The sequence below is a fragment of the Duganella sp. P38 genome, from assembly GCF_050859475.1.
Taxonomy (GTDB): domain Bacteria; phylum Pseudomonadota; class Gammaproteobacteria; order Burkholderiales; family Burkholderiaceae_D; genus Rugamonas.
In genome coordinates this window covers 2,242,561-2,265,844 of sequence record NZ_CP193936.1, presented here as the reverse complement: position 1 = coordinate 2,265,844, position 23,284 = coordinate 2,242,561, and the positions used below count along the sequence as shown (strand labels likewise).

The 23,284-nt window shown below is 66.1% G+C and carries 25 protein-coding genes and 3 pseudogenes; 12 read left to right on the top strand and 16 right to left on the bottom strand.

All coding sequences use genetic code 11. The features are described 5' to 3' along the window. The first annotated feature begins 6 nt into the window (after window positions 1–6). The 3 genes from ACRQ5J_RS10470 to ACRQ5J_RS10460 all read left to right on the top strand — a co-directional run bounded on the left by ACRQ5J_RS10470 (window position 7) and on the right by ACRQ5J_RS10460 (window position 1,939). Complete coding sequence (locus ACRQ5J_RS10470) at window positions 7–1,026, top strand: NADP-dependent oxidoreductase (protein WP_432383164.1); 1,020 nt, start codon at window positions 7–9, stop codon at window positions 1,024–1,026. Window positions 1,027–1,090: 64 nt separating this feature from the next. Continuing rightward, window positions 1,091–1,537: a phasin family protein gene (locus ACRQ5J_RS10465; protein ID WP_432383162.1), complete on the top strand. Its 447-nt coding sequence runs from the start codon at window positions 1,091–1,093 to the stop codon at window positions 1,535–1,537. A gap of 87 nt (window positions 1,538–1,624) precedes the next feature. Further along, window positions 1,625–1,939 (top strand): KGG domain-containing protein, encoded by a 315-nt coding sequence (locus tag ACRQ5J_RS10460; RefSeq protein ID WP_432383160.1) that lies wholly within the window; start codon window positions 1,625–1,627, stop codon window positions 1,937–1,939. On the opposite strand, the gene ACRQ5J_RS10455 is transcribed toward ACRQ5J_RS10460, so the two are convergent. Then, entirely contained in the window at window positions 1,913–2,560 is a 648-nt protein-coding gene (locus ACRQ5J_RS10455) for an inositol monophosphatase family protein (RefSeq protein ID WP_432383158.1), read from the bottom strand. The two genes, ACRQ5J_RS10460 and ACRQ5J_RS10455, sit on opposite strands and share 27 nt — an antisense overlap. A gap of 97 nt (window positions 2,561–2,657) precedes the next feature. Here ACRQ5J_RS10455 and ACRQ5J_RS10450 point away from each other — a divergent pair, with 97 nt between their 5' ends. Then, window positions 2,658–3,443 (top strand): helix-turn-helix domain-containing protein, encoded by a 786-nt coding sequence (locus ACRQ5J_RS10450; RefSeq protein ID WP_432383156.1) that lies wholly within the window; start codon window positions 2,658–2,660, stop codon window positions 3,441–3,443. Here ACRQ5J_RS10450 and ACRQ5J_RS10445 read toward each other — a convergent pair. Genes ACRQ5J_RS10445 through modA form a run of 4 tightly spaced genes read right to left on the bottom strand, consistent with a single transcriptional unit; the run spans window position 3,440 to window position 6,349 of the window. Next, a complete protein-coding gene (locus tag ACRQ5J_RS10445) occupies window positions 3,440–4,231 on the bottom strand; it encodes a TOBE domain-containing protein (RefSeq protein ID WP_432383624.1) in 792 nt (263 codons plus the stop codon). The genes ACRQ5J_RS10450 and ACRQ5J_RS10445 overlap by 4 nt on opposite strands. Before the next feature lie 2 nt (window positions 4,232–4,233). Continuing rightward, window positions 4,234–4,917, bottom strand: a complete 684-nt coding sequence (locus tag ACRQ5J_RS10440) for an ATP-binding cassette domain-containing protein (protein ID WP_432383623.1) — start codon at window positions 4,915–4,917, stop codon at window positions 4,234–4,236. Window positions 4,918–4,919: 2 nt separating this feature from the next. Next, window positions 4,920–5,576: a molybdate ABC transporter permease subunit gene (gene modB, locus ACRQ5J_RS10435; RefSeq protein WP_432383155.1), complete on the bottom strand. Its 657-nt coding sequence runs from the start codon at window positions 5,574–5,576 to the stop codon at window positions 4,920–4,922. Window positions 5,577–5,605: 29 nt separating this feature from the next. Then, on the bottom strand, window positions 5,606–6,349 hold the full coding sequence (gene modA / locus ACRQ5J_RS10430) for a molybdate ABC transporter substrate-binding protein (protein WP_432383153.1): 744 nt from the start codon (window positions 6,347–6,349) through the stop codon (window positions 5,606–5,608). A gap of 134 nt (window positions 6,350–6,483) precedes the next feature. Between modA and ACRQ5J_RS10425 the strand changes: the two genes are divergently transcribed. Beyond that, window positions 6,484–6,993: a YgjP-like metallopeptidase domain-containing protein gene (locus ACRQ5J_RS10425; RefSeq protein ID WP_432383151.1), complete on the top strand. Its 510-nt coding sequence runs from the start codon at window positions 6,484–6,486 to the stop codon at window positions 6,991–6,993. A 100-nt stretch (window positions 6,994–7,093) separates the two neighbouring features. Here ACRQ5J_RS10425 and ACRQ5J_RS10420 read toward each other — a convergent pair whose 3' ends face one another. The 9 genes and pseudogenes from ACRQ5J_RS10420 to ACRQ5J_RS10380 all read right to left on the bottom strand — a co-directional run bounded on the left by ACRQ5J_RS10420 (window position 7,094) and on the right by ACRQ5J_RS10380 (window position 17,123). Continuing rightward, window positions 7,094–7,630: a TIGR00730 family Rossman fold protein gene (locus ACRQ5J_RS10420; protein ID WP_432383149.1), complete on the bottom strand. Its 537-nt coding sequence runs from the start codon at window positions 7,628–7,630 to the stop codon at window positions 7,094–7,096. Next, window positions 7,623–8,411 (bottom strand): hypothetical protein, encoded by a 789-nt coding sequence (locus ACRQ5J_RS10415; protein ID WP_432383147.1) that lies wholly within the window; start codon window positions 8,409–8,411, stop codon window positions 7,623–7,625. The genes ACRQ5J_RS10420 and ACRQ5J_RS10415 overlap by 8 nt, the downstream gene beginning before the upstream one ends. An 18-nt stretch (window positions 8,412–8,429) precedes the next feature. After that, entirely contained in the window at window positions 8,430–9,095 is a 666-nt protein-coding gene (locus ACRQ5J_RS10410; protein WP_090192246.1) for a TetR/AcrR family transcriptional regulator, read from the bottom strand. 105 nt (window positions 9,096–9,200) lie between these two features. Further along, window positions 9,201–9,539 carry a phasin family protein gene (locus ACRQ5J_RS10405; RefSeq protein ID WP_432383145.1) on the bottom strand — a complete coding sequence of 113 codons (339 nt, stop codon included), beginning with the start codon at window positions 9,537–9,539 and terminating at the stop codon, window positions 9,201–9,203. 128 nt (window positions 9,540–9,667) lie between these two features. Continuing rightward, a pseudogene (locus ACRQ5J_RS10400) lies at window positions 9,668–13,320 on the bottom strand (EAL domain-containing protein). After that, on the bottom strand, window positions 13,295–14,821 hold the full coding sequence (locus ACRQ5J_RS10395; protein ID WP_432383144.1) for a PAS domain-containing sensor histidine kinase: 1,527 nt from the start codon (window positions 14,819–14,821) through the stop codon (window positions 13,295–13,297). Before ACRQ5J_RS10395 ends, ACRQ5J_RS10400 begins: the two are co-directional and overlap by 26 nt. Before the next feature lie 60 nt (window positions 14,822–14,881). Beyond that, a complete protein-coding gene (locus tag ACRQ5J_RS10390; protein ID WP_432383142.1) occupies window positions 14,882–15,844 on the bottom strand; it encodes an esterase/lipase family protein in 963 nt (320 codons plus the stop codon). Window positions 15,845–15,891: 47 nt separating this feature from the next. Continuing rightward, on the bottom strand, window positions 15,892–16,329 hold the full coding sequence (locus ACRQ5J_RS10385) for an acyl-CoA thioesterase (RefSeq protein WP_432383141.1): 438 nt from the start codon (window positions 16,327–16,329) through the stop codon (window positions 15,892–15,894). Further along, a complete protein-coding gene (locus ACRQ5J_RS10380; protein WP_432383139.1) occupies window positions 16,326–17,123 on the bottom strand; it encodes an RNA methyltransferase in 798 nt (265 codons plus the stop codon). The genes ACRQ5J_RS10385 and ACRQ5J_RS10380 overlap by 4 nt, the downstream gene beginning before the upstream one ends. A gap of 160 nt (window positions 17,124–17,283) precedes the next feature. On the opposite strand from ACRQ5J_RS10380, the pseudogene ACRQ5J_RS10375 reads away from it, so the two are divergent. The 6 genes and pseudogenes from ACRQ5J_RS10375 to ACRQ5J_RS10350 all read left to right on the top strand — a co-directional run bounded on the left by ACRQ5J_RS10375 (window position 17,284) and on the right by ACRQ5J_RS10350 (window position 22,122). After that, a pseudogene (locus ACRQ5J_RS10375) lies at window positions 17,284–18,067 on the top strand (inositol monophosphatase family protein). A gap of 135 nt (window positions 18,068–18,202) precedes the next feature. Next, a pseudogene (locus tag ACRQ5J_RS10370) lies at window positions 18,203–19,569 on the top strand (DEAD/DEAH box helicase). Between the two features lie 74 nt (window positions 19,570–19,643). Beyond that, on the top strand, window positions 19,644–20,423 hold the full coding sequence (gene hyi, locus ACRQ5J_RS10365; protein ID WP_432383137.1) for a hydroxypyruvate isomerase: 780 nt from the start codon (window positions 19,644–19,646) through the stop codon (window positions 20,421–20,423). Between the two features lie 81 nt (window positions 20,424–20,504). Then, a complete protein-coding gene (locus ACRQ5J_RS10360; protein ID WP_432383136.1) occupies window positions 20,505–21,266 on the top strand; it encodes a hypothetical protein in 762 nt (253 codons plus the stop codon). A gap of 9 nt (window positions 21,267–21,275) precedes the next feature. Then, window positions 21,276–21,701, top strand: coding sequence for a hypothetical protein (locus ACRQ5J_RS10355; protein WP_432383134.1), 426 nt, complete (start codon window positions 21,276–21,278; stop codon window positions 21,699–21,701). Between the two features lie 46 nt (window positions 21,702–21,747). Continuing rightward, window positions 21,748–22,122: a TraR/DksA family transcriptional regulator gene (locus ACRQ5J_RS10350; protein ID WP_432383132.1), complete on the top strand. Its 375-nt coding sequence runs from the start codon at window positions 21,748–21,750 to the stop codon at window positions 22,120–22,122. Here ACRQ5J_RS10350 and ACRQ5J_RS10345 read toward each other — a convergent pair. Next, window positions 22,119–22,481 carry a hypothetical protein gene (locus ACRQ5J_RS10345; protein WP_432383130.1) on the bottom strand — a complete coding sequence of 121 codons (363 nt, stop codon included), beginning with the start codon at window positions 22,479–22,481 and terminating at the stop codon, window positions 22,119–22,121. The two genes, ACRQ5J_RS10350 and ACRQ5J_RS10345, sit on opposite strands and share 4 nt — an antisense overlap. A gap of 142 nt (window positions 22,482–22,623) precedes the next feature. After that, window positions 22,624–22,782, bottom strand: a complete 159-nt coding sequence (locus tag ACRQ5J_RS10340; RefSeq protein WP_432383128.1) for a hypothetical protein — start codon at window positions 22,780–22,782, stop codon at window positions 22,624–22,626. Here ACRQ5J_RS10340 and ACRQ5J_RS10335 point away from each other — a divergent pair. Continuing rightward, complete coding sequence (locus ACRQ5J_RS10335; RefSeq protein ID WP_432383127.1) at window positions 22,781–23,110, top strand: hypothetical protein; 330 nt, start codon at window positions 22,781–22,783, stop codon at window positions 23,108–23,110. The two genes, ACRQ5J_RS10340 and ACRQ5J_RS10335, sit on opposite strands and share 2 nt — an antisense overlap. Window positions 23,111–23,284 lie beyond the last annotated feature (174 nt).

Sequence of the window (23,284 nt, the reverse complement as noted above, 5' to 3'; positions counted from 1 at the left end):
AAATACATGGAGACAAATCTGCAATTCCGCCTGGCCGCGCGCCCGGTCGGCATGGTCAAGGACAGCGACTGGCAACAGGTCGAGGAGCCGCTGCGCCCGCTGGCCGATGGTGAAATCCGCGTCAAGGTGCTGTACCTGTCGCTCGATCCGGCCATGCGCGGCTGGATGAACGAGGGCAAATCCTATATCCGCCCGGTCGCCATCGGCGAGGTGATGCGCGCCGGCGGCGTCGGCGTGGTGGTCGAGTCGAAGTCGCCGCAGTTTGCCGTCGGCGATCACGTCTCAGGCGGCCCCAGCGTGCAGCGCTACTGGACCGGCGCGGCCGACGACAAGGCCGGCAACTTCTTCAAGATCGATCCCAGGCTGGCGCCGCTGACCACCTACCTGAACACGCTCGGCATGCCCGGCATGACCGCCTACTTCGGCCTGCTCGAATCGGGCCAGCCCAAGGCCGGCGAGACGGTGGTGGTGTCGGGCGCGGCCGGCGCGGTCGGCCAGACCGTCGGCCAGGTCGCCGGGCAGCTCGGCTGCCGCGTGGTCGGCATCGCCGGCGGCAAGGACAAGTGCGACTTCGTCGTCAACCAGCTCGGCTTCGACGCCTGCATCGATTACAAGAACGACTCGGTCAAGGATGGTCTCAAGCAGCACTGCCCGCAGGGCGTGGACGTCTACTTCGACAACGTCGGCGGCGAGATCCTCGACACCGTGCTCACCCGCATCAACCTGAAGGCGCGCATCGTCATCTGCGGCGCCATCTCGCAGTACAACAACACCACGCCGGTGAAGGGACCGTCGAACTACCTGGCGCTGCTGGTCAACCGCGCGCGCATGGAAGGCATCGTGGTCTTCGATTACGCCGACCGCTACCACCTCGGCGTCGCCGCGCTGGCCGGCTGGATGAAGGAAGGCAAGGTCAAGAGCAAGGAAGACGTGGTGCAGGGCCTGGAGCACTTCCCGCAGGCGCTGAACATGCTGTTTGAAGGGAAGAACTTCGGCAAGCTGGTATTGCAGGTGGCGACACCATAAATCGGGGAACCTTCCGTCCGCCTCGGCGTCTATGCAAATACCGCCAACACGCCGAGGACCCTATATGTTCCCACCACTCCCCTCCCCCGCCTTTCGCACCCACCTCGAAACCCTGCTCGGCCTCTACGTCGACATGTCGCAGCGCATGGTCGAAGCCGCGCAAAGCCTGAGCGAACTGCATCTGCAACTGGGCCGCGAGCTTATCGCCGAAGCCGGCGCCAACACGCAGCGCCTGATGGCCAGCCACGACGCCAGCCAGCTCGGCGCCGCCGTCGCCGCCCAGTTCCTGCCCGGCGCCAGCCCGGCCCTGATCCGCTACCAGCGCCGCATGGCCGAAATCGTCAGCCGCTGCCAGGCCGGCGTCTCGCAGAGCGCTGCCGCCCACCTGCCGGCGGTGCGCCGTTCCGCCAACGCCATGGCCGAAGACGTGGCGCACGAGGTGGCGGCGCGCACCGCGCGCGCCGCCGAACAGCTGGCGCGCTTCCAGCCGGGCAGCCAGTTGCGCCATTAACTGGAACTTCCGTCAACCTTGCAACTCTAACCACACAGAACAGCAGGGCCACCTGCTGTTTTCTTTCAATATCCGACGGAGGTTCATATGGCCAGCAATACCACGAATGACAAACCCAAAGGCACGGCCAAGCGCGGCTTCGCCGCCATGGATGAAGCCACACAGCGCGCCATCGCCAGCAAGGGCGGACAGGCCGCCCACCAGAAAGGCACGGCGCACGAATTCGATTCCGAGGAGGCGCGCCGGGCCGGGCAGAAAGGCGGCGAAGCCGTCAGCCGGGACCGCGAGCACATGGCAGCCATCGGCCGCAAGGGCGGCGAGAGCCGCCAGTCGGCGGCGCGCGCGGCGGCCGACAAAAACCGCGGCTCCGAGCAATCATCCAAGGGAGGCAACAAGCAATAGGCCCGCCGCGCCGCCGGCGGCCATGCTTGACGAAGCCAGCCGGTAAGGCTGGCCATCGATTTGCGTCGTGTCGCCGCCGGCCTCGCGCACCAGCAGCGCGCCGCCGGCGCAGAGGTAACCGTCATTGCCGCGCTGCCAGAAGGCATCCAGCCGGCCGCAGGCCACATACGCCAGCTGCAGCGACGCCGGTCCCAGGCCACGCGTGGCGACCAGCGGCTGCCCGCGTCCCGCGCTGACGCGTATCGGCTCGTCGTTGCACCAGGCGCCGTGACGCCACAGCGCGTGGAACATCTCGTCATGCATGGCGTCGTAGACGGCGGCGAACACCGGCCTGTTTTCGCGCATCAGCGTCAGCGACAGGCTCCAGTGCGGGATGCCGCGCTCGAATGGCGTGGCGCCATCCACCACGTCGCCGATCCAGTATTCGCCGCGGGCGGCATGGGCCTCGCTGAGCGCGCCGTCGGCCCAGGCGATGGCCGGATAGTGCGCGGCCAGCGCCTGCCGCAGCCGGTCTTCGGCCGGCAGCAGATCCTGCGGCCGGCCGCGCCAAAAGGACGCGCACAGCCCGGCGCCAACCTCGCGCAGCAGCGCCAACACGGCGTGCGTATCGATTGCAGTCATGGTTTTCCCTCGCGATCAGTCAAACCCGTAGATTGCCTGTAGAATTGCAAGCAGGCTAACTGCAAACGGACAACTAATAACGCAATCGGGCCAACCCATGAGCAATTATTACGGCGACAAACGGCTCAGCGACGAGATGCCGATCTACGTGGCGGCCCAGCACACCGACGGCGGCATGGGCAAGGATAAGCCGCTGCATGTTCACCCGGAGGGACAGATGTACATCCCGGTGCAGGGCGTCATCCTGGTCGAGGCCGGCGGTAATCGGCAGGTGCTGCCGCCCGGCCGCTTGGGCTGGATTCCGCCGCACATGCCGCACGCGGCCGCCGGCCACGGCCACAGCCTGAAACCGGGGCTGGCCGGCTACACCATCCACATCGCGCCCTCGCTGTGCGCCGGCTTTCCGGAGCACTCAGCCGTGCTGCGCAAGTCGGCGCTGGCCGATTCGCTGCTGGAACGCATGTGCCAGTGGCCCAGCGGCATGCCGTCGGACGCGGCGGCGCGGCGCGTGATGCAGGTGTTTCTCGATGAAATGCGCGCCGCCCCCATCGACCCGCTGCACCTGACCATGCCGCGCCACCCGCGCTTGCTGACAATGGCGGCCACCATCGCCGCCCACCCGGCCGACGACACCGATCTCGACGCCTGGGCCCGGCAACTGGGCTGGTCGCGCCGCAGCCTGACCCGTCACTTCCGCAACGAGACCGGCATGTCGGTGGTGGAATGGCGGCAGATCGCCCGCCTGCAAAAAGGCATGGAGTTGCTCAACGGCGGCGCCTCGGTGACGACGGTGGCGATCAGCCTGGGCTACGACAGCGTCAGCAGCTTCATCGCGCTGTTCCGCCGCATGCTGGGCACCACGCCGGCGCGCTTCGCCGCTTAGGCCGGCGTGCCGATGATGACGCTGGACGCCTTGAAGATGGCGCTGGCCGCAACGCCGGCCTGCAGCGCCAGCGCCGCACCGCTGTCGCTGGTGACGATGGCGGCGATGGTGCCGCCGCCGGGCAGCTCGATGCTGACTTCGGTGTTGACCGCGCCCGGCTGAACACGGCTGACCTTGCCGCTGAGGCGGTTGCGCGCCGACAGCTTCACATCGCCCAGCTCGGTGGCAACGATGACCGACGAGGCCTTGATCAGCGCAAACGCCTCGACGCCCACCGCCAGCCCCAGGCTGTCGCTGCTGTCGCGGGTGATGGTGGCGACGATCTGCTGGCCACCGACGATTTCCAGCACCACCTCGTCATTGACGGCGCCACGCTTCACCGCGACCACCTTGCCGGTGAACTGATTGCGCGCGCTGGTCTTCATCTTCATCCTTTGTATCAGTAACAAGTCGTCGGCCAGCGCATGCGACTGGCCGCTCAGATGGGCGACAAACTCGCGGTGCGCCGCGTCGATCTTGCGGAAATTCTCGACCAGCTGCTTGCCGCGCGCGGTCAGCCGCGTGCCGCCACCGCCCTTGCCGCCGGCAACGCGCTCGACCAGCGGCTCGCCGGCCAGATTGTTCATCGCCTCGATCGCGTCCCACGCGCCCTTGTAGCTGATGCCGACGGCCTTGGCGGCGGCCGTGATCGATCCTTCCGACGCCACCGCGGCCAGCAAGGCCATGCGGTCCTGCCCGCCCAGCTTTTGGCCGTCGATGGTCATCCACACATTGCCGTCCAGTTCCATGCTCATGCCGCGTTTTCCTCCACACGGAAAATGCTACCATTTTCCATGCGCAAAACATGCTCGCCGAAGGCGCGCACGTCCTCGGGATCATGCGTGATCATCAGCATCGGGATGTCCAGGCGGCGCTGCAAGGCCGCCAGCTCCGCGCGCATGCGGTCGCGCAGCGCCGGATCAAGCGCGGCGAACGGTTCGTCCAGCAGCAGGGCCTGCGGCTGCGGCGCCAGCGCGCGCGCCAGGGCCACGCGTTGCCGCTGGCCGCCGGACAGCTGGTGCGGGAACTGGTCTGCCACATGCGCCAGCTCGAACGCCGCCATCCAATAGCGGATCGCCTCGCTATCGACGCGCGCCAGCGGATTGCGCCAGCCGCGCTGCAAGCCGAAGCCGATGTTCTGCCGCACGTTCAGATGCGGGAACAGCGCGTAATCCTGGAACAGGTAGGCCAGCTGGCGCCGCTGCGCCGGCAGGTTGACGCCGGCCGCGCTGTCGAACAGGCAGCGCCCGCCCAGTTCGATGCGGCCGCTGTCGGGCGTCATCAGGCCCGCCACCGCCTTCATCATCTGGCTCTTGCCGGCGCCGGACGCGCCATACACCACCACCCGCTTGCTGGCCGACGCAAAGCGCGCCCGCAACGCGAAACTGCGGTCGCCGGCGCGCAGGGTTTTGTGAATGTCGACGTTGAATTGCATGCTCATGCCAGGGGATTCCGGTTAGGCGTCAGCTTGTTCGCGGCGACCAGCACCAGCACGCAAACCAGCGACGTAATGATCACCAGCAGGTTGGCGTGGTCATCCTGCCCCGCCTGCACCGCTTCGTACACGGCAATCGACAGCGTCTGCGTCTTGCCGGGAATGCTGCCGGCCACCATCAGCGTCGCGCCGAACTCGCCCATCGAACGCGCGAAGGCCAGCAAGGCGCCGCCCAGCACGCCGCGCCATGCCAGCGGCAAGGTCACGCGCAGGAACACGCCGAACGGCGCCACGCCCAGCACCCTGGCCGCCTGTTCGAACTGCGTGTCGATGGCCTCAAACGCCGCCCGCGCGCCCTTCAGCACCAGCGGAAACGCCACCACGGCCGCCGCGATCACCGCCGCCTGCCAGGTGAAAATCAGGTTGATGCCGAAATGCTGCTGCAACCACGCGCCAACCACGCCATGCCGGCCGATGACCACCAGCAGATAGTAACCCAGCACCGTCGGCGGCATCACCATCGGCAAGGTCAGCACGGCGTCCAGCAGCTCGCGGCCGGGGAAGCGCTTGCGCGCCAGCAGGTAGCCCAGCGCCACGCCCAGCACCAGGTCGATCAGCGTGGCCCAGACGGCGACCTTGAGCGACAGCCGCAGCGCCACCCAGGCCGGTTCGGCAAAAACGGTTCCATTTACGGCCGGCCGAAACCGTACCTGGCCAGGATCGCCTGGCCGGTGGACGATTGCACGTAGTCGGCGAACTTGCGCCCGGCGGCCGCCTGCGGACCGGCCGCGATGACGGCAATCGGATAGGTCACCGGCGTTGCGGTCTGCACCGTGGCCACCACATTGACCTTGTCCTTGACGATGGCGGCGTCGGTCGCATACACGAAACCGGCATCGACCTCGCCGCGCGCGACGTAATCCAGGCATTGGCGCACCGAGGCGCCGAGGATCAGCTTGGGCTCGACCACCTGCCACAGCCTGAGATTGTCCAGCGCGGTCCTGGTGTAGCGGCCGACCGGCACGCTGGCCGGATTGCCGATGGTGATGCGCGCCACGCCCGGCTGCGCCACATCGGCCACGGATTTGACCTGCACCTTGCCGTGCTCAGGCACAATCAGCACCAGGCTGTTGCTGGCGAAGTTCTTGCGGCTGCCCGGCGCCAGCAGGTGCAGCTTGTCGGCCTTGTCCATCGCGTCCTGGTCGGCGGAGGCGAACACGTCGACCGGTGCGCCCTTGCTGATCTGCTGCACCAGCGGATCGGAGGCGGCGAAGTTGAACAGCACCTTGTCGCCCGCGTGTTCTTTCTCGAAGGCGGCGCCGATTTCCTTGAAGGCATTGGTCAGGCTGGCAGCGGCCGAGACCGTAATATCCGTTGCCGAGGCCGATGCCGCACAGGCCGCCAGAACCACCGCTACACTTGCTTTCAACATGCTCTTGCTCCCCTTGGGTTAAACCGCAATATACTCAATTATATAGCGCAAGGGAAATCCGGGTACGATCCGAAGGAACTAGGTACTTTGGCGACTGTGTTAAAGTCGCGGCTCGCCATTTTTACGCCGCCGTCATGTCCTCCCTGAAGTATCTGAGCGCCTATTCCGAGCAAACCCAGCAGCAGGTGGCGCAACTGATCGCCCAGAACAAGCTGGGCGAAGTGCTGCTCAAGCGCTACAGCAAGCCGCACGACCTGCGCACCGACCGTGCGCTGTACCAGTATGTGCAGGAGTTGAAATCGGAATATTTGCGCAACGCCGAACCGATCAACAAGGTCGAATACGACAGCAAGATTCATGTGATTAACCACGCGCTGGGGCTGCACACATCGGTTTCGCGCGTGCAGGGCGGCAAGCTGAAGGCCAAGCACGAGATCCGTGTGGCGACCATGTTCAAGGAGGTGCCGCTGGAATTCCTGCGCATGATCGCCGTGCATGAACTGGCGCACGTCAAGGAAAAGCAGCACGATAAGGCGTTCTACAAGCTGTGCACCTATATGGAGCCGAACTATCACCAGTACGAGTTCGATCTCCGGCTGTACCTGACGCAGCTCGATACCGAGGGCCGCAAGCTGTGGGTGTAGACTGCTCTGCCCCGTCATTCCCGCGCAGGCGGGAATCCATGGACGGTTTGCACCATGTTCAGCATGGGTTCCGGCCTGCGCGGGAACGACGCGGCAGCGCTTACATCAAGCGGCGCAGCAGGGTGTCCGGCGCGCTTTCAACCAGCATCAGCTCGGCGTGCTGCGGCCGCACCAGGCCCTGCGCGGTGGCGTGGCGGATAAAGGCGACCAGGCTGTCGTAATAGCCGTCAACGTTGAGCAAGCCGATCGGCTTGCTGTGAATGCCGAGCTGCGCCCAGGTCAGCATCTCGAACAGCTCCTCCAGCGTGCCCAGGCCGCCCGGCATGGCGATGAAGCCATCCGACAGCTGCGCCATCATGGCCTTGCGCTCGTGCATGTCCTTGACGATGAACTGGCGCGTCAAGCCGGTATGCCCTACTTCGCGCTCGACCAGCGCGGTCGGGATCACGCCGGTCACTTCACCGCCGAGGCGCAACACCTCGTCGGCGATGATGCCCATCAGGCCGACATTGCCGCCGCCGTAGACCAGCGCCAGGTTGCGCTCGACCAGCGCCTTGGCCAGCACGCGCGCCTGTTCGGCAAAACGGGGAGATGCGCCGGCATTGGCGCCGCAGTACACACAGATCGACTTAACCACTCAGTTTTTCCTCTTCCAGTTCTTTCTGCGCCGCCAGCTGGTCGAGACGCTCGGTAGCGTCGCGCACATTGCAGCTGGCGGCTTGTTGATACAAATCCATGGCTTGCGCCAGCCTGGCTTTCTTGTCCAGCATCAGCAGCGCGCGCGCGTACTGGATGCGGGCAATGGCCGAATCCGGATTGAGCCGCAGGCCCAGCTCGAACTGGCGATACGCCTCGTCCTTTTTGACGCCATAGGTCAGGCCGGCCAGCACCGCGCCCACCTTGTCGAGAATTTCGGCGTGATAGACGCCCAGCGCCACGTGCGCATCGGCGCGCTGCGGCGCCAGTTTGACGGCGATGTCGAGGCTGCGCTTGACCTTGGCGCCCAGTCCCTGCGCCAGCGCCTTGACCACCGAGATGCCCTGCGAATACTGCCCCAGCGCATACGCGTGCCAGTAGTAGCCGGCCGGGTTGCCCGGCTGTTCCAGCTGCTGGCGTTCGCAGCGCTCGGCCACGCACTCGAACGTGGCCAGCCGCTTTTTCGGATGCGGCTCAAGGTAGTTGGTGTACATGCAGATGGCCTTGTGCGCCACCGCGTAGCCATGGACGCCGACGTCCAGCCCCAGCCGCGCGGCGCGCTCGAACTCGCCGGCGTGGAAGGCGATCCATGCCTGCACCAGCGCCGGATGGGTGGGAAACGCCTCCCGGTCGCCGCCGTGCAACTGCGGCCATGCCGCCTGCAGCGTCTCCGGCGTGTAGCGGTACGCCGGATCGGGATAGGGAAACGCGGTCCACGCCATCTAGGCCTCCTTGGTCGGCTACTTCAGCTTTTTCAAATATTCTTCGGACAGTTTCTGGAACAGCAGCGCGGTTTCGTTGCGCAGGTACGGGCCGATCTGCGACAGCACCTGGTAGCAGCCGCGCGCCAGCGCATCGGCCATCGACTGCTGCTCACTGTACTTGCGCGGGTTGCGCACATATTCATAGGATAACCAATACGTCGCCACCACCACCATATTGGTGGCCATGGCGTCGATGGCGGTGTCGGACGCTTCCAGCGATTTCTCGCTGCGCAAGTCTTCGCACAGCTGCTTGGCCACCTTGATCTTGTGCGCCAGGATTTGCTTGAAGTGCAGCTCCAGCTTGCGGTTGCGCGACAGCAGGTCGTTCAGGTCGCGGTAGAAGAAGCGGTAGCGCCAGATCAGTTCGAACATCAGGTGCAGGTACAACCAGACGTCCTCGATGTTGGAGCGACGGCCGTTGGGCACGGTCAGGATGCGCTCGATCTCGGCTTCGAACTGGACGAAGATCGAATTGACGATATCGTCCTTGTTGCGGAAATGGTAGTACAGATTCCCCGGCGAGATATTCATCTCTTCGGCGATCACCGTGGTGGTGATATTGGGCTCGCCGAACTCGTTAAACAAGCGCAAGGACAGCTCAAGGATGCGTTCGCGGGTACGGCGGGGGGCTTTTTGTAACATAGCAGGGAGACCTCTGTTTTTTCTGGTGCAAGCATAACACCGTTGCACACAACAGAGTAACACCCGCGCACGTTTTACGCGCTTATAGCGGCCAGATGCCGCCAGTTAGCTATTTTGCTTTCTTGGCAGCAGGCTTTTTCGCGGCCGCTTTTTGGCGGCCGGCTTTTTCGCGGCGGCTTTTCCGTCCTTGCCGGACAGCGCGGCGACCTGCCTGGTCAGCTCGTCGATGCGCTGGTGCAGCGCATCGACTTCCCCGCGGGTCGGCACGCCGATCGAACTCAGCGCGCGCAGCACGCGTTCCTCGAACAGCTGCATGGAAAAGAACTTGCCCTCCTCTTCCTGCGCCTTGGCGAAGGCGGCCAGGCCGGCCTGCCAGATTTCCTGCGACGACATGCGTACCGCGTCGGCCAACTGGTCGTCGCTTTTCTTCAGCTTCTTAGCCATTTCCATCCTGTGTGTTCTGCGTTGCCGGTATTTTATTCTAAGCCAGCACAGCGCCGCAGAATTAGAGCATGGCTACTATCTCACGCGACGCTCTCGACGCGGGATGGCGCGGCGGCCAAGCCGTCACGTTATTGCTTGACGGTTTCGGCTTCTGCGGCCGTTTTCAGCGGTCCGTGCGCCTGCGCGTGCAGGCGGAAGCCTTCGCGGATATTCTCGCGCAGCACGGCGCCCTTCCACGGCTTGGTGTAGAAGCGGTCGATGGCGCCGTGGTTGATGGCGGCCATGATCGGCGTCAGGTCGGCATAGGCCGACAGCATGATGCGGAAGGTGTCCGGACACAGGTTCTTGACCCGCTCCATGAACTCGGTGCCGCTCATCAGCGGCATGCACTGGTCGCACAGGATCACCTGCACCCGGTGCCGCGCCAGGATGTCAAAGCCTTCCGCCGCCGTCTGCGCGGTGAGGATGCGGTAGCCGTCCTGCGACAGGAAATCGGTCAGCACGTCGAGCATGAAGGCGTCGTCGTCGACGATCAGCAGCGTTTGCTGGTCGCTATCGCTGTCGTCCGCCGGCGCCTGCAGCCGCCGTCCCTCGCGCAGCATGGCCTCGAACTCGCTCTCGGGCAGCGGCCGGCTGAAGTAATAGCCCTGCATCTCGTCGCAGTTGTGGCGGCGCAGGTAGGCCAGTTGCGCCTCCTTTTCGACGCCCTCGGCGATCACGTTCAGCTTGAGGCTGTGCGCCATATTGATGATGGCCAGCACGATGGCGGCGTCGTCCGGGTTGCTGGTCACCTCGCGCACGAAGGCGATGTCGATCTTCAGCTTGTCGATCGGGAAGCGCTTCAGGTAGGCCAGCGACGAATAGCCGGTGCCGAAGTCGTCGATGGAAATCTGGATGCCCAGCGCCTTCAGGTTCTGCAGCACGCTGATGGTTTCCTCGGCGTTCGACATCAGCGAGCTTTCCGTCAGCTCCAGCTCCAGCAGCTCGGGCGCGATGCCGTGTTCGCGGATGGCCTTCAGCACTTCCTCCTCCAGCCCGCCGACGAAGAACTGGATGCCGGAGACGTTGACCGACAGGTGCACCGCGCCGGCGTTGGTCTGGTGCCAGTGGGCGATCTTGCGGCAGGCCTCGTGGATGACCCAGGTGCCGACCCGTACGATCAGCCCGGTCTCCTCCAGCAGCGGGATGAACAGCGCCGGCGACACCATGCCGTGGCCCGGCCGCTGCCAGCGGATCAGCGCCTCGGCGCCGCTGATGCGGCCGCTGTCGATGTGCACCTTGGGCTGGAAGTGCAGCACGAATTCCTCGTTCTCGATGGCGCGGCGCAGCGCGTTTTCCAGGTCCAGCCGCGCCAGCGACTGCGCGTTCATCTCGGCGGTGAAGAAACGGAAGGCGTCGCGCCCGGCCTCCTTGGCGCGGTACATGGCGGTGTCGGCGTACTGGATCAGCGTGTCCGGCTCGGCGCCATCGTCCGGGTAGACGGCGATGCCGATGCTGGCGGTCACCGTCACCTCGTGGCCTTTCAGGTCGAACGGCCGGCGCAGCGATTCGCGGATTTTATCGACCACGGCGATGGCGTTCTGCGCGCCCTCGGGCAGCATCAGGATGGCGGCAAACTCGTCGCCGCCGAAGCGGCCGATGGTGTCGCGCACGCGCAGGCAATCGACCAGCCGGCTGGAGAACTGGCGCAGCAGTTCGTCGCCGATGGTGTGGCCGAGCGTGTCGTTGACGTTCTTGAAGCGGTCGACGTCGAGGAACAGCACTGCCAGCGACCACTTGTGGTCGGCCGCCTGGTGCAGCGAGTGCGCCAGCGAATCGTAGAACTGGCTGCGGTTCGGCAGGCCGGTCAGCGTGTCGAAGTGGGCCAGCTTGAGCAGGCGCTGCTCGGCCTCCTTGCGCTCGGTGATGTCGCGCGCCACCGCCACCAGGATCCAGCTGGCGCCCGAGCGCAGCGTGCGCCGCTGCACCTCGACCGCCAGCGGCGTGCCGTCCTTGCAGTGCAGCAGCAGCTCGGCCATGGCGCCGCTCTGGTCGCCGGCCAGCAGCTTGTCGTACAGCTCCTCGAGCCTGGTCAGGTCGCCTTCGAGCGTCTTATTGGGGCCGATTTGCAGGAAGTCCTCGCGCTCGAAGCCCAGCATGCGGCAGGCGGTGGCGTTGACGTCGACGAAACACATGCCGGCGCGGTCAATCAGGAAGATGGCGTCGGCGGTGGCGTCCATCGCCAGGCGGAAGCGGCGCAAGTCTTCGTCGAGGCGGATGCGGGCGTTCATGTCCAGCGTCAGCTGCGCGTGGTGGCGCTTGATTTCGTCGTACAGCAGCAGGTTCTCGAACGCCACCGCCACCTGCGCCGCCACCGTGGCGGCGACGCGCTCGTCGACTTCCGAGAAGCCGTCGGCGCCCAGCTTGTCAACCAGGTACAGCCAGCCGTGGGTGCGCTCGCGCGAGGCGATCGGCACGCCGAGGAAGGAATGCACCGGCGGGTGGGTCGGCGGCAGGCCGACCGTGGCGGGATCGCCGTTGAGGTCGTTGATGCGGCACGGCAGGCGCTGGTCCAGCAGGCCGCGCAGCACGCCGGCGCGCGGCGTTTGCGCAATCTGCCGCAGCGGCATGCCGGCGCCGCAGCTGGCGAAATGGGTCAGCTCGGTCGCGCCCGGCTCCAGCACGCCGATGCAGGCATATTTCGACACGCAGATATTCTGCGCCACGCGGCAGCCGATATCGACCAGCGCGGCCGGGTCGCGCTCGGCGCCGAGCTCGATGCCCAGCTCGATCAGCGCGGTCAGCCGCAGGCTCACCGCCTGCAGGCTCGACAGCGAGTGCGACAGCCGCTGCGTCATGCGCGTCAGGTGCTCCGGCGTGGCTTCCTCGGTATCGTTGGCGATCTGCGTGATCAGCTGGCTGCTGGACTCGAGCTCGTCGAGGTATTCGGCCACCTTGTGGTCGATATTGTGCAGCCGCCCCTCCTGCGGCGGCTCCGGCGCGAAGGCCGGCAAGGCCTCGGACGACGCCGACGAGGCGGCCAGCCCCAGCGCCTCCTGCACCGTGGCCAGGATCACCTCGGGGTCGGACGGCTTGGGCAGCACCCAGCGCACGCCGCATGACTGCGCCACCGCCACCGCCTCGCGCTCGCGGTAGGTGGCGGTGTAAAGATCACCGGCACGTCGGCGGTGGCCTTGTGCTCGTGCATGCGGGTGACGAACTCGTAGCCATCCATATTGGGCATCAGGATGTCCGAGATCACCAGGTCGGGCTTTTCGGCCAGCACCATTTTCAAGCCTTCGGCGCCGTTGGCGGCCTCCAGCAAGCGATGGCCGCCGTAGCTCAGCAGCGTCATCAGGAATTCACGGTTGAGTACGTGATCGTCCACGATCAGGATCGTGGCGGTATCGTTTTTATTGTCCGGGGACGATACCACCCCTTGCAAGAAAGACTCGATTTGCGCGACAAAGGTGTCCGGCTCGATCGGCTTGCCGATGTAGCCGTCGAAGCCGGCCTCGAGCAGCTTCTCGCGGTCGCCGACCATGGCCAGTGCGGTCACCGCCAGCGCCGGGATGTGGCGCACCTCCGGGTCGGCCTTGAGCGCGGCCACCACGCCGTAGCCGTCCAGCTTGGGCAGGTGGACGTCGCAGATGATCAGGTCCGGCTTTTCCTGCCGCGCGGCCGCCACGCCGGCCTCGCCGTCGCTGGCCGACAGCGGCTGGTAGCCGAAGGCGCGCAGCAAATACACCATCAACTCCATGTTGGTGGCGTTGTCTTCAATGATCAGGATACGTGCTGACACGTGCGATCTCCCTTTCTGATTCTTCCATCGGCAAGGCCAGCGTGAACACGCTGCCCTTGCCGTACTCGCTATCAAATAAAATTTCCCCGTGCAGCAGCGCCGCCAGCTTGCGGCTCAGGTGCAGGCCCAGGCCGGTTCCCTCGAACTGCCGCAGCGCGTTCCCGTCGAGCTGGGAAAACGCCTGGAACAGCGTGCCGCGCTGTTCGCTGCCGATGCCGATGCCGGTATCGCTGATGCTGATGGCGGCGCAGCAGCGCTCGCGCACCACCGACCGCGCCAGCCGCACCAGCACGGTGCCGTTGTTGGTGAACTTGATCGCGTTGTCCAGCAACGTCATCAGGATCTGCTGCACCGCCCGGCGGTCGCTCGACACCGTCAACTCCTCCGCCGGCGGCTCGAACTCCAGCGCCAGTCCCTTGCTGCGCGCCTGCGGCATGAACGAGGTCAGCACCTCATCGATCACTTCGCGGCACGGCACCGGTCCCACATCCAGTTCGACTTTGCCGGACTCGATTCGCGTCAGATCGAGCAGATCGTTAATGAGCGACAGCAGGTGGCGCGCACTGCTTTGCACCATGCGCAGCTGCTTGCTTTGCTCCTCGTTGATGGGTCCAGGCAACTTCATCAGCATAGTACCCGTAAAACCGATGATCGCGTTCAACGGCGTACGCAATTCGTGCGACATGCCGGCCAGGAAGCGGTCCTTGGTCGCCACCGCCTTTGCCAATTCGACATTTTTCTCGTGTAGCGCCAGCTCGATCTGCTTGCGCTGGCTGATGTCGCGGATGGCGCTCATCACCAGCGCGCCCTCCTCGCTCGGCACCGGGCTGAGGCTGATCTCGACCGGGAACTCGACGCCGTCGCTGCGCAGGCCGTACAAGTCGCGGCCGCTGCCCATGGCGCGCACCAGCGGCTGCGCGGCAAAGCCGGCGCGGTACTTGATGTGGGCGCCGCGAAAGCGTTCCGGCATCAGCGTTTCCAGCACCATGCCGCGCAGCGCGTGGCGCGGATAGCCGAACAATTCCTCGGCCTGGCGGTTGGCCAGCACGATGCGCCCGGCCGCGTTGGCCATGATGATGGCGTCCGGCATCGACTCAAGAATGCCGTCGTAGCGCGCCTCGACCAGCTTGGCGTCGCGCAGCACCTTGAGGCCGGTGACATCCTTTTTGCTCCACAAGATGTACTCGGGCTGGCCGTCGGCGCCGCGCAGCACCTTGCACGAGCCATCGATGTAAATCAGCGTGCCGTCGCGCGCCTGGCGCATCGACTCGTAGCTGGCCAGGCCGTGGTCGATGGCTTGCTGCAGCACGTCGGCGCCGTCGCGGACCAGCGCCGGCGGCACGATCAGCGCGTCGAGCTGGCGGCCCAGCGCCTGCTCGCTGGTGTAGCCGAACACCGCTTGCGCGCCGGGGCTCCAGCACACGACTTCACCGCCGGGCGTGGTCAACACGACGGCGTCGGGGGTTTGATTCAGGATCAGGGTGCCGAAATCGATCGTCATCGCCTCGCCTTATTGCTACGCGTACAGGACTAACCATACAGCAACAAAGCAGCAAGATAATCACACAAAATCACGCGTGTGCGGCTGGCCCGCGCCGGCGATCTCGCGCAGCGCACAGCGCAGCACGGCCGGATGCCGCCCCAACGCCACGTGGCCTATGGCGCCGAACACCAGATTGCGGGCGCCGGGCAGCACGCTGGAGTCCTGCGGGGCGACGATGTTGTCATGGACAGAGTAGATGGAACTGAACAACATGCGTTGTGAATTTGCCTCAGATTGCGCCAGCGCGGCCAGCCATTCGCTGTCGCGCCGCATTTGCACGGCGTTGCTGCCGGGGCCAAACTGCGCCAGCGCGGTGCCGTGATGCGGCGTGCCGAGGGTGATCACGCGGGCGACGCCGTGCGCGCCGTAGCGCCGCAGGTAGGCGCGCGCCACCAGGCCGCCCATGCTGTGGCCGACCAGAATGACTTGCGCGCTGCCAGTCGCGCGCTGCAGGCGCTCGACCGCGGTACGCAGCTGCAATGCGAAGTCGTCGATGCCGGCGCCGGGCGGCTCCAGGTCGACGCCGCAGTGGCTGATGCGGGCCGCGGCCAGCAGCTTGCTCAGCGGCCGCCAGTAGCCGCTGTTGCAGCCATAGCCGTGGATCAGCAGCACCGGCAGCCCCTGCTGCCGGTCGCGCGGCTGCAGCAGCATGCCGACCGGGCGCAGCATGTACCAGGACGAGGTCAGCATCGAGGACATGAACTCGTGCCAGAACAGGCGCGCGGCGCCGGCCGGCGTGAGCGCGTGGCCGGCCGGCGCCGGGCTGCCGGCGCGCGCGCTGAGGCGGAAGTTATTGGCCGAGATCAGCATCCGCACCGATACCATCAAGGCCAGGCCGCAGCCAAGGTAGAACGCCGCCCTGGCCGGCGCGCCGGACGCGGCCAGCCAGGCCGGACGCCACCACCAGGCCAGGCCGCCGGCCATCAGACCGATGAGCATGGCTTGCGCCGCCAGCAGCAGTATCATCAGGCGTTTAATCATGCCGGCATGATACCGCGTTTATCCCGGCGTGCCGGCGCGCCGCCCCGTCAGCCGGCCGCGACCACGGCGGGCAAGTAGCCGTCGCAGAATTGCTGCGGCATGCGGCGCGCGCGGCCGCTGCTGATCTCGATGCACACCAGCACCCAGCGCCCGCGCAGCACGGTGGCGCCGTCGCTGGCGCGCAGCAGCTGGAAGCGGCGCTCCATGTTGAGCTTGCCATCGGTGCTGTACAGCCAGGTGCCGAGGACCAGCCGTTCGCCGGCGGCGGTGGGCAGCAGGTAATCGTATTCGGCGCGGCGGATCGCCATCGCCCGGTCGAGGCGGCGGTAGTCGGCCAGGCTCAGGCCGAGCGCCTCGGAATGCGCCCAGCCGGCCTTTTCGCACCACTGCACGTAGACCGCGTTATTGGTATGGTCCAGCCCGTCGATATCGGCCGCCGACGGCGACAGTTCCAGCGTGTACGGTTGCGGATGATCCCAGTTCATGGTTGCTTCTTTCCGTTGCGGCCCGTCATATGGCGGGCGATGCCGCGCAGGATGTTGACCTCTTCTTTTTCCAGCTGCGCGCGCGCGAACAGGCGCTTCAGGCGCGGCATCAGCTTGCGCGGGTTGCTGGCGTCGAGAAAGCCGACGTCCACCAGCGCCTGCTCCAGGTGGGTGTACATGCCCTCGATCTGCTCGACGCTGGCGGCCTCGCCGGTAAAGCCGACCTCGCTGGCGTCGCCGGCCGGCTGGCGCGGCGTGTGCGTCACGCCGGCGCCCTCCAGCACCGCCATGCGGCACTCGTAGGCCAGCACCTGGGCCGCCTGCGACAGGTTTAGCGACGAATACGCGGGATTGGCCGGGATATTAATCAAAACATGGCATTTCTCGACCAGCTCGTTCGGCAGGCCGAAGCGCTCGTTGCCGAAGATCAGCGCGGCGCGCGAGTCCGGCTGCGCCGCCAGCTGGCCGGCGAATTGACGGGGAGACAACACCGGCGGCGAAAACTCGCGCAGCCGGGCCGACACGGCGGCGGCGAAATGCACGCCGTCGAGCGCCTCGGCCATGCTGCCGACCACCCGCGCGCCGGCCAGGATGTCCTGGGCGCCGCTGGCGAAGGCCACCGCCTCCGGGTCTTGCAGCGCGTTGTCGAAGCGCGGCGTCACCAGCACCAGGTCGCTGTAACCCATGGTTTTCATGGCCCGCGCCACGGCGCCGATATTGCCGGCGCGGCTGGTCTCAACCAGAATAAATCGCAGATGGTTGAAAAGATTCGTGTTGATTTGGGGCAGGTTCATTTAAAATAGCGCAATCGCGCGGTATCGATACGGAAATTCCAGCAGAATTTTACCTGTTCGCACCGCCCCGCTCTTTGTCATTTTGTCTCCTGTCGTGCCGCCGGGCTGGAAATCCCCCGGTGGGCGTTAGCATTTTTATACGGAAAAGCCCATGCATCCAATGATCAACACGGCCGTCAAGGCCGCACGTCGCGGCGCGGCCGTCATCAACCGCGCTTCCTTCGACCTCGATCGCCTGATCGTCACCGAAAAGAACCACAAGGACTTCGTCACCGACGTCGACCAGTGCCGCTGAACAAGCGATCATCGAAGTGCTGTCGAAAGCCTACCTGGACCACGCCTTCCTGGCGGAAGAGTCGGGCGCGTCGGCGAATGCCCACGACGAGGCAGAATACACCTGGATCATCGACCCGATCGATGGCACCACCAACTTCATGCACGGTTTCCCGCAATACTGCATCTCGATCGCGCTGTCGCAGCGCGGCGTGATCACCCAGGGCATCATCTACGACCCGGTGCGCAACGACCTGTTCACCGCCACCAAGGGCGCCGGCGCCTACCTCAACGAAAAGCGCATCCGCGTCGGCAAGCTCGACCGCATTAGCAACGCCCTGCTGGGCACCGGCTACCAGGCCGGCAACCCGAAGGCGCTGGTCGAATACCTGGAAATGTACGGCATCATGGCCGAACGCAGCCAGGGCGTGCGCCGCGCCGGCAGCGCCGCGCTGGACCTGGCCTACGTCGCCTGCGGCCGCCTGGACGGCTTCTATGAAAAAGGCCTGAAGCCGTGGGACATCGCCGCCGGCGCGCTGATGATCACGGAAGCGGGCGGCATCGTCGGCGAGTTCAACGGCGAGTCGGACTACCTGTACAAGGGCGACGTCATCGCTGGCAGCCCGAAAGTGTTCGGCCAGATGGTTGGCCTGCTGACTCCCTTCGCATAAGCAAGCTAAAAAGTTTGTTACAAATTAAGGGAGCCGCGGCTCCCTTTTTCCTGCCTAAGTATTTCCCTATTGAAACTAGGTGCTATACTGAAAGCTGCGGCTTCGGCCAGTCCTGTATTTTTTTGCAAAGTTGATATGTCTTTTTCTTCCCTCGGTTTATCTGACGCCCTGATGCGCGCTGTTAGCGAAACAGGCTACACCACGCCCACCCCGATCCAGCAGCAAGCCATTCCGGCCGTGCTGAACGGCGGCGACCTGCTGGCGGGCGCCCAGACCGGCACCGGCAAGACGGCCGGCTTCACGCTGCCGCTGCTGCAGCGCCTGTCGACCGACGCGGTCGGCGCCAAGCTGACCAGCAACACCTCGCCGCGCGCGATCCGCGCCCTGATCCTGACCCCGACCCGCGAACTGGCGGCCCAGGTCGAGGAAAGCGTGCGCACCTACGGCAAGTACACCAGGCTGAACTCGGCCGTGATCTTCGGCGGCGTCGGCATCAATCCGCAGATCAAGCAACTCAAGCACGGCGTCGACATCCTGGTGGCCACGCCGGGCCGTCTGCTGGACCATATGGACCAGGGCACGGTCGACCTGAGCAGGATCGAAATCCTGGTGCTCGACGAGGCCGACCGCATGCTCGACATGGGCTTCATCCGCGATATCCGCAAAGTGCTGGCCAAGCTGCCGCCGAAGCGCCAGAACCTGCTGTTCTCGGCCACCTTCTCGGACGAAATCAAGGCGCTGGCCGACGGCCTGCTGAACAACCCGGCGATGATCGAAGTGGCGCGCCGCAACGCCACCTCCGACGTCATCGCGCAAAAATCCACCCGGTCGACCGCGACAAGAAGCACCCGCTGCTGGCGCACCTGATCAAGTCGAACCAGTGGTCGCAGGTGCTGGTATTCACCCGCACCAAGCACGGCGCCAACAAGCTGGTGGAGCAGCTGGACAAGGACGGCATCGGCGCGATGGCCATCCACGGCAACAAGAGCCAGTCGGCGCGCACCAAGGCGCTGTCGGAATTCAAGGACAACAAGCTGCAAGTGCTGGTGGCCACCGACATCGCCGCGCGCGGCATCGACATCGACCAGCTGCCGCACGTGGTCAACTACGACCTGCCGAACGTGCCGGAAGACTATGTGCACCGGATCGGCCGCACCGGCCGCGCCGGCGCCACGGGCGAGGCGGTATCGCTGGTCTGCGTGGACGAGCACGACATGCTGAAAGACATCGAAAAGCTCATCAAGCAAACGCTGCCGCGCGACGTCATCGCCGGCTTCGAGCCGGACCCGACCGCCCGTCCGCAACCGATCCAGCTGCGCAGCGGCGGCCCGGGCCACCGCAACGGCGGCAACCGCCACGGCGGCGCGCCGCGCAAGCCGGGCGGCAACGGCAATGGCAATGGTAATGGTAATGGCAACAAGCCGCGCACGGCCGGCGGCAACGGCGGCGGCAACGCCCCGCGCGCAGCCGCCCAGCACCGCTCCGGCGGCCGCGGCCGCTGAAAACCGGGGTCAGGTCTGACATTCGCACACGAGCTCGTGTACGATTGTCAGACCTGACCCCGGAGTTGCATCTGATGCCGAAGTTTGCCGCCAATCTGTCGACGTTGTTTACCGACGTGCCGTTTCTGGACCGCTTTGCTCTCGCGCACGAGGCCGGCTTTGAGGCGGTCGAGTTTTTGTTTCCGTACGCTTTCGAGGCGCAGCAGATCGCCGCGCGCTTGCGCCGGTATCAGCTGAAGCTGGTGCTGTTCAACCTGCCCGCCGGCGACTGGCCCGGCGGCGACCGCGGCATGGCCTGCGATCCGCGCCGCAGCGACGAGTTCCGCGCCGGCGTCGCCGCCGCGCTGGAATATGCCGCCGAACTGGGCGTCACCCAGCTCCATTGCATGGCCGGCAAGCTGCCGGCCGGACTGGCGCCCGCGCTGGCGCACGCCACCTATGTCGACAACCTGTGCTACGCCGCCGATCAGCTGGCGCCGGCCGGCGTCGATCTGCTGATCGAGCCGATCAACCATTTCGATATGCCCGGCTATCTGCTCAACACCAGCCGCCAGGCGCTCGACATCATTGCCGAAGCCGGCCGTCCGAACCTGTTCCTGCAATACGATGTTTATCATATGCAGCGCATGGAGGGCGAACTGTCCAATACCATTCAGGCCAACCTGCCGCTGATCAGGCATATGCAGGTGGCCGATACGCCCGGCCGCCACGAACCCGGCACCGGCGAGATCAATTACCGCCACCTGTTCGCCTTCATCGACCGCATCGGCTATGACGGCTGGGTCGGCTGCGAGTACATGCCGGCCGCCGGCACCATCGCCGGCCTCGGCTGGCGCAGCGCGCTGGCCACGTAGCCGGCCACGGAGTCTGCGCCCGCGCAACACGTGCGGCGCCGCCGCAGGCAACAATCATCCCACTCAACCGTGGGGTGATCCATGAACCGTCTTTGCCTGATCCTCGGCCTGCTGCTCCTGCTGACCGGCTGCGCCAGCAGCACGCCGCGCATGGCCGAGGTGCGCGCCTTCGCCGCCGACGCGCCCAAGCTCGGCGCCTATCACGAACTGACCGAGCGCTACCGCCACACCTACCAGCGCCAGCAGCCGTTCATGTATCCTGCCGCCGATGCCCGCGAGCAGCAGCTCGACGCCCGCCGCCAGCAGGCCTGCGATGACTTCGTCCAGCTGCAGTACGGCCTGCAGGCGTATATGCAGGCGCTCGGCAAGCTGGCCGGCGACCGCCGCTACGATCTGGCAGACCAGCTGAAAAGCATCCGCACCGGCATCAAGGCCTGGCCCGATACCGGCCTGGAGGACCGCCACGTCAACGCCTATGCCGGCCTGGCCCGGCTGGCCGCGCGCGCCTTCACCGCGCCGCTGCAGGAAGACACCGTCAACGCCATCATGCGCGAGGGCCGCCAGCCGGTGCAGGAGGTGCTCGACGCCATGCGCACGCTGCTGCGCCTGTACAGCAAGTCCAGCGACAACGAGGAAGACCTGGTGATCGGCATGCTGGAGTCGGAAATCCCCTTTCTTGACGCCAGCCGCGACCGCCTGCTGCTGGCCCTGGCCAGGTCCACGCAGCAGGCGAAGCAGGCCGAGTTCCGCCTGATCGGCCTGCGCTTCACGCTGGCGCGCAAGAACCTCGACCTGATCGAGCAGCGCCACCGCGCGCTGCTCGACCGCCTGCCCGCCCAATAAGGAGTCGCCATGACCGATCCGCAACAGCAGGCCAGCCTGGAGGCGCTGGCCGACACCCTGTCCGCCTGCGCCGACGCGCTGCACCGTCGCCTGATGCGCGCGCTGCGCCGGCCCGCGCCCGGCGGCGCCCTGCCGGGCCTGTCGCACGGCGTGGCGCAAGCCCTGTTTGAGAACGAACTGGCGCTGCGCCAGCGCGCCAACACGCTATACCTGGACGCGGCCGTGCTGGCGGCCGGCGGCTTGCAGGCGCCGCAACAACAGCTGACCGAACTGAGCGCGCGCGCGGCGCGGATCATCGCGCGCCTCGACCGCGTCAAGGACCTGGCCGACCTCGCCGGCGAGCTGATCGCCAGCGGCGCCGCGCTGGTCACCGGCAAGCCGGAGCACATCCTGCCGGCGCTGGAAAAACTCAAGCACCGCATCGAGGACTTGTAGAACGATTCGCCGCCCAGCCGGTCCAACGCCGTAAGGAGCGCGCGGCATGAACGGACTCGACGATCAACAATGGCTTAGCCTGCAAACGCGCCTGGAACAGGCCGGCGCCGCCCTGCGCAACCAGCTGGCGGACGATCTCGACCGCAGCACCGACCTGCGCCTGCCGCTGCCGCACCAGGCCGAGGCCTCGCCGGCCGACAACGCCAGCCAGCGCACGCTGCACGCGGCGGTCCACGAGGCGGCCACGCTGACCGCGCGCCGGCTGGACATGGTGCGCCGCGCGCTCGGCAAATTCGCCGACCGCAGTTACGGCTTGTGTGAAAGTTGCGGCGAGGCCATCGGCTACTCGCGGCTGAACGCCCGCCCGGAGGCGCGCTTCTGCATCAGTTGCCAGACGCGGCTGGAGCAACGCCAGCGCTAGTCGTCCCCCAGCCACGGCTGGCTGCGGATCTTGGCCACCTGCCGCTGCGCCATCAGGCGCCACAGCTGCAAGGCGTCGGCCGGCTGGCTGACGGTCATCGTGCGCGGCGTCGCCAGCGCAATCTCGCAATCGCGGTCCGACCATTCGGCGAAGCGCACCGCGCCGCCGCTCGACACCTCCATCTCGTACATCAGGCCATCGTCATAGCCGAAGCGCAGCACGGCGCTACCGGGAGCGCCATCGGCGCCGGCAAGCTTGCCGCTGTAGACCTCGGCCAGTGCGGCCGCCAGCTGGGCTTCGGACGGGGCCGCCACGTCGCGCCCGTCCGGACCAGTGAGTACCAGCCATGCCTGTGTCATCGCAGCCTCCGCGCCCGGTTGATGTCTGGTAACCATCATACCGAAAATTGCGGTGCGCGCAGGCATCGTCTCGCATAAGCAACAATCAGCAACAATAAGCCAGCAACCGCGCCCGACACGCGGCCCGCACTGTCGCGCAAAGCTATACCGGCACCGGCAGCGAGTTCGGATCGAAGTCGCGCCAGTCGCCGCCGCTGATGGTGCCTTCGGCCCGTTCCAGGTCGCGCGCGCCGAGCCGCTGCAGCACGTCCAGCGCCTTGTCCCGCTGCGTGACGTCGTCTACCGCGACGGCGATCATCATGCCGGACTTGCGCGGCGGCCGCACGTTGCTGCCGTCCTCGTCCGGCCTCGCCGCGCTCCTTCATCTTGTTCAGGCTGTACAGCGAACCGACATGGGCGCCGACCAGCGCGCCAACCACCGGCCCCACCGGCCCGGTGACGGCCATCGTCGCGGCGCCGGCCACGGCGCCGGCGACAGCGCCGGCAGCCCCGCCCTGCACCACGCCCTCGTCGCTCTCCCTTGCGCCCGGCGATTTATCGTGATCGCCGCCCAGCTCATGCAGGTCATGCTGGCCCGGCGGGTTGACGTAAAAGGAACTGATGCGCGCGGCCGGGAAGCCGGCGCTTAACAAGGCCAGGCGGGCGTCGGCGATCTCGTCCTGTAACTGGAAGTGCCCCGCGATAATTGTGCTCATAGGTCTGCTCCTGAATGAACGTGCCCCCAGTGTGGGCCGCATGGGCGGCGGCTTCCGTTCGCTCCCGCACGATGAAAAAGGTTGAACGCGGCAGGCTTATCCGTAATA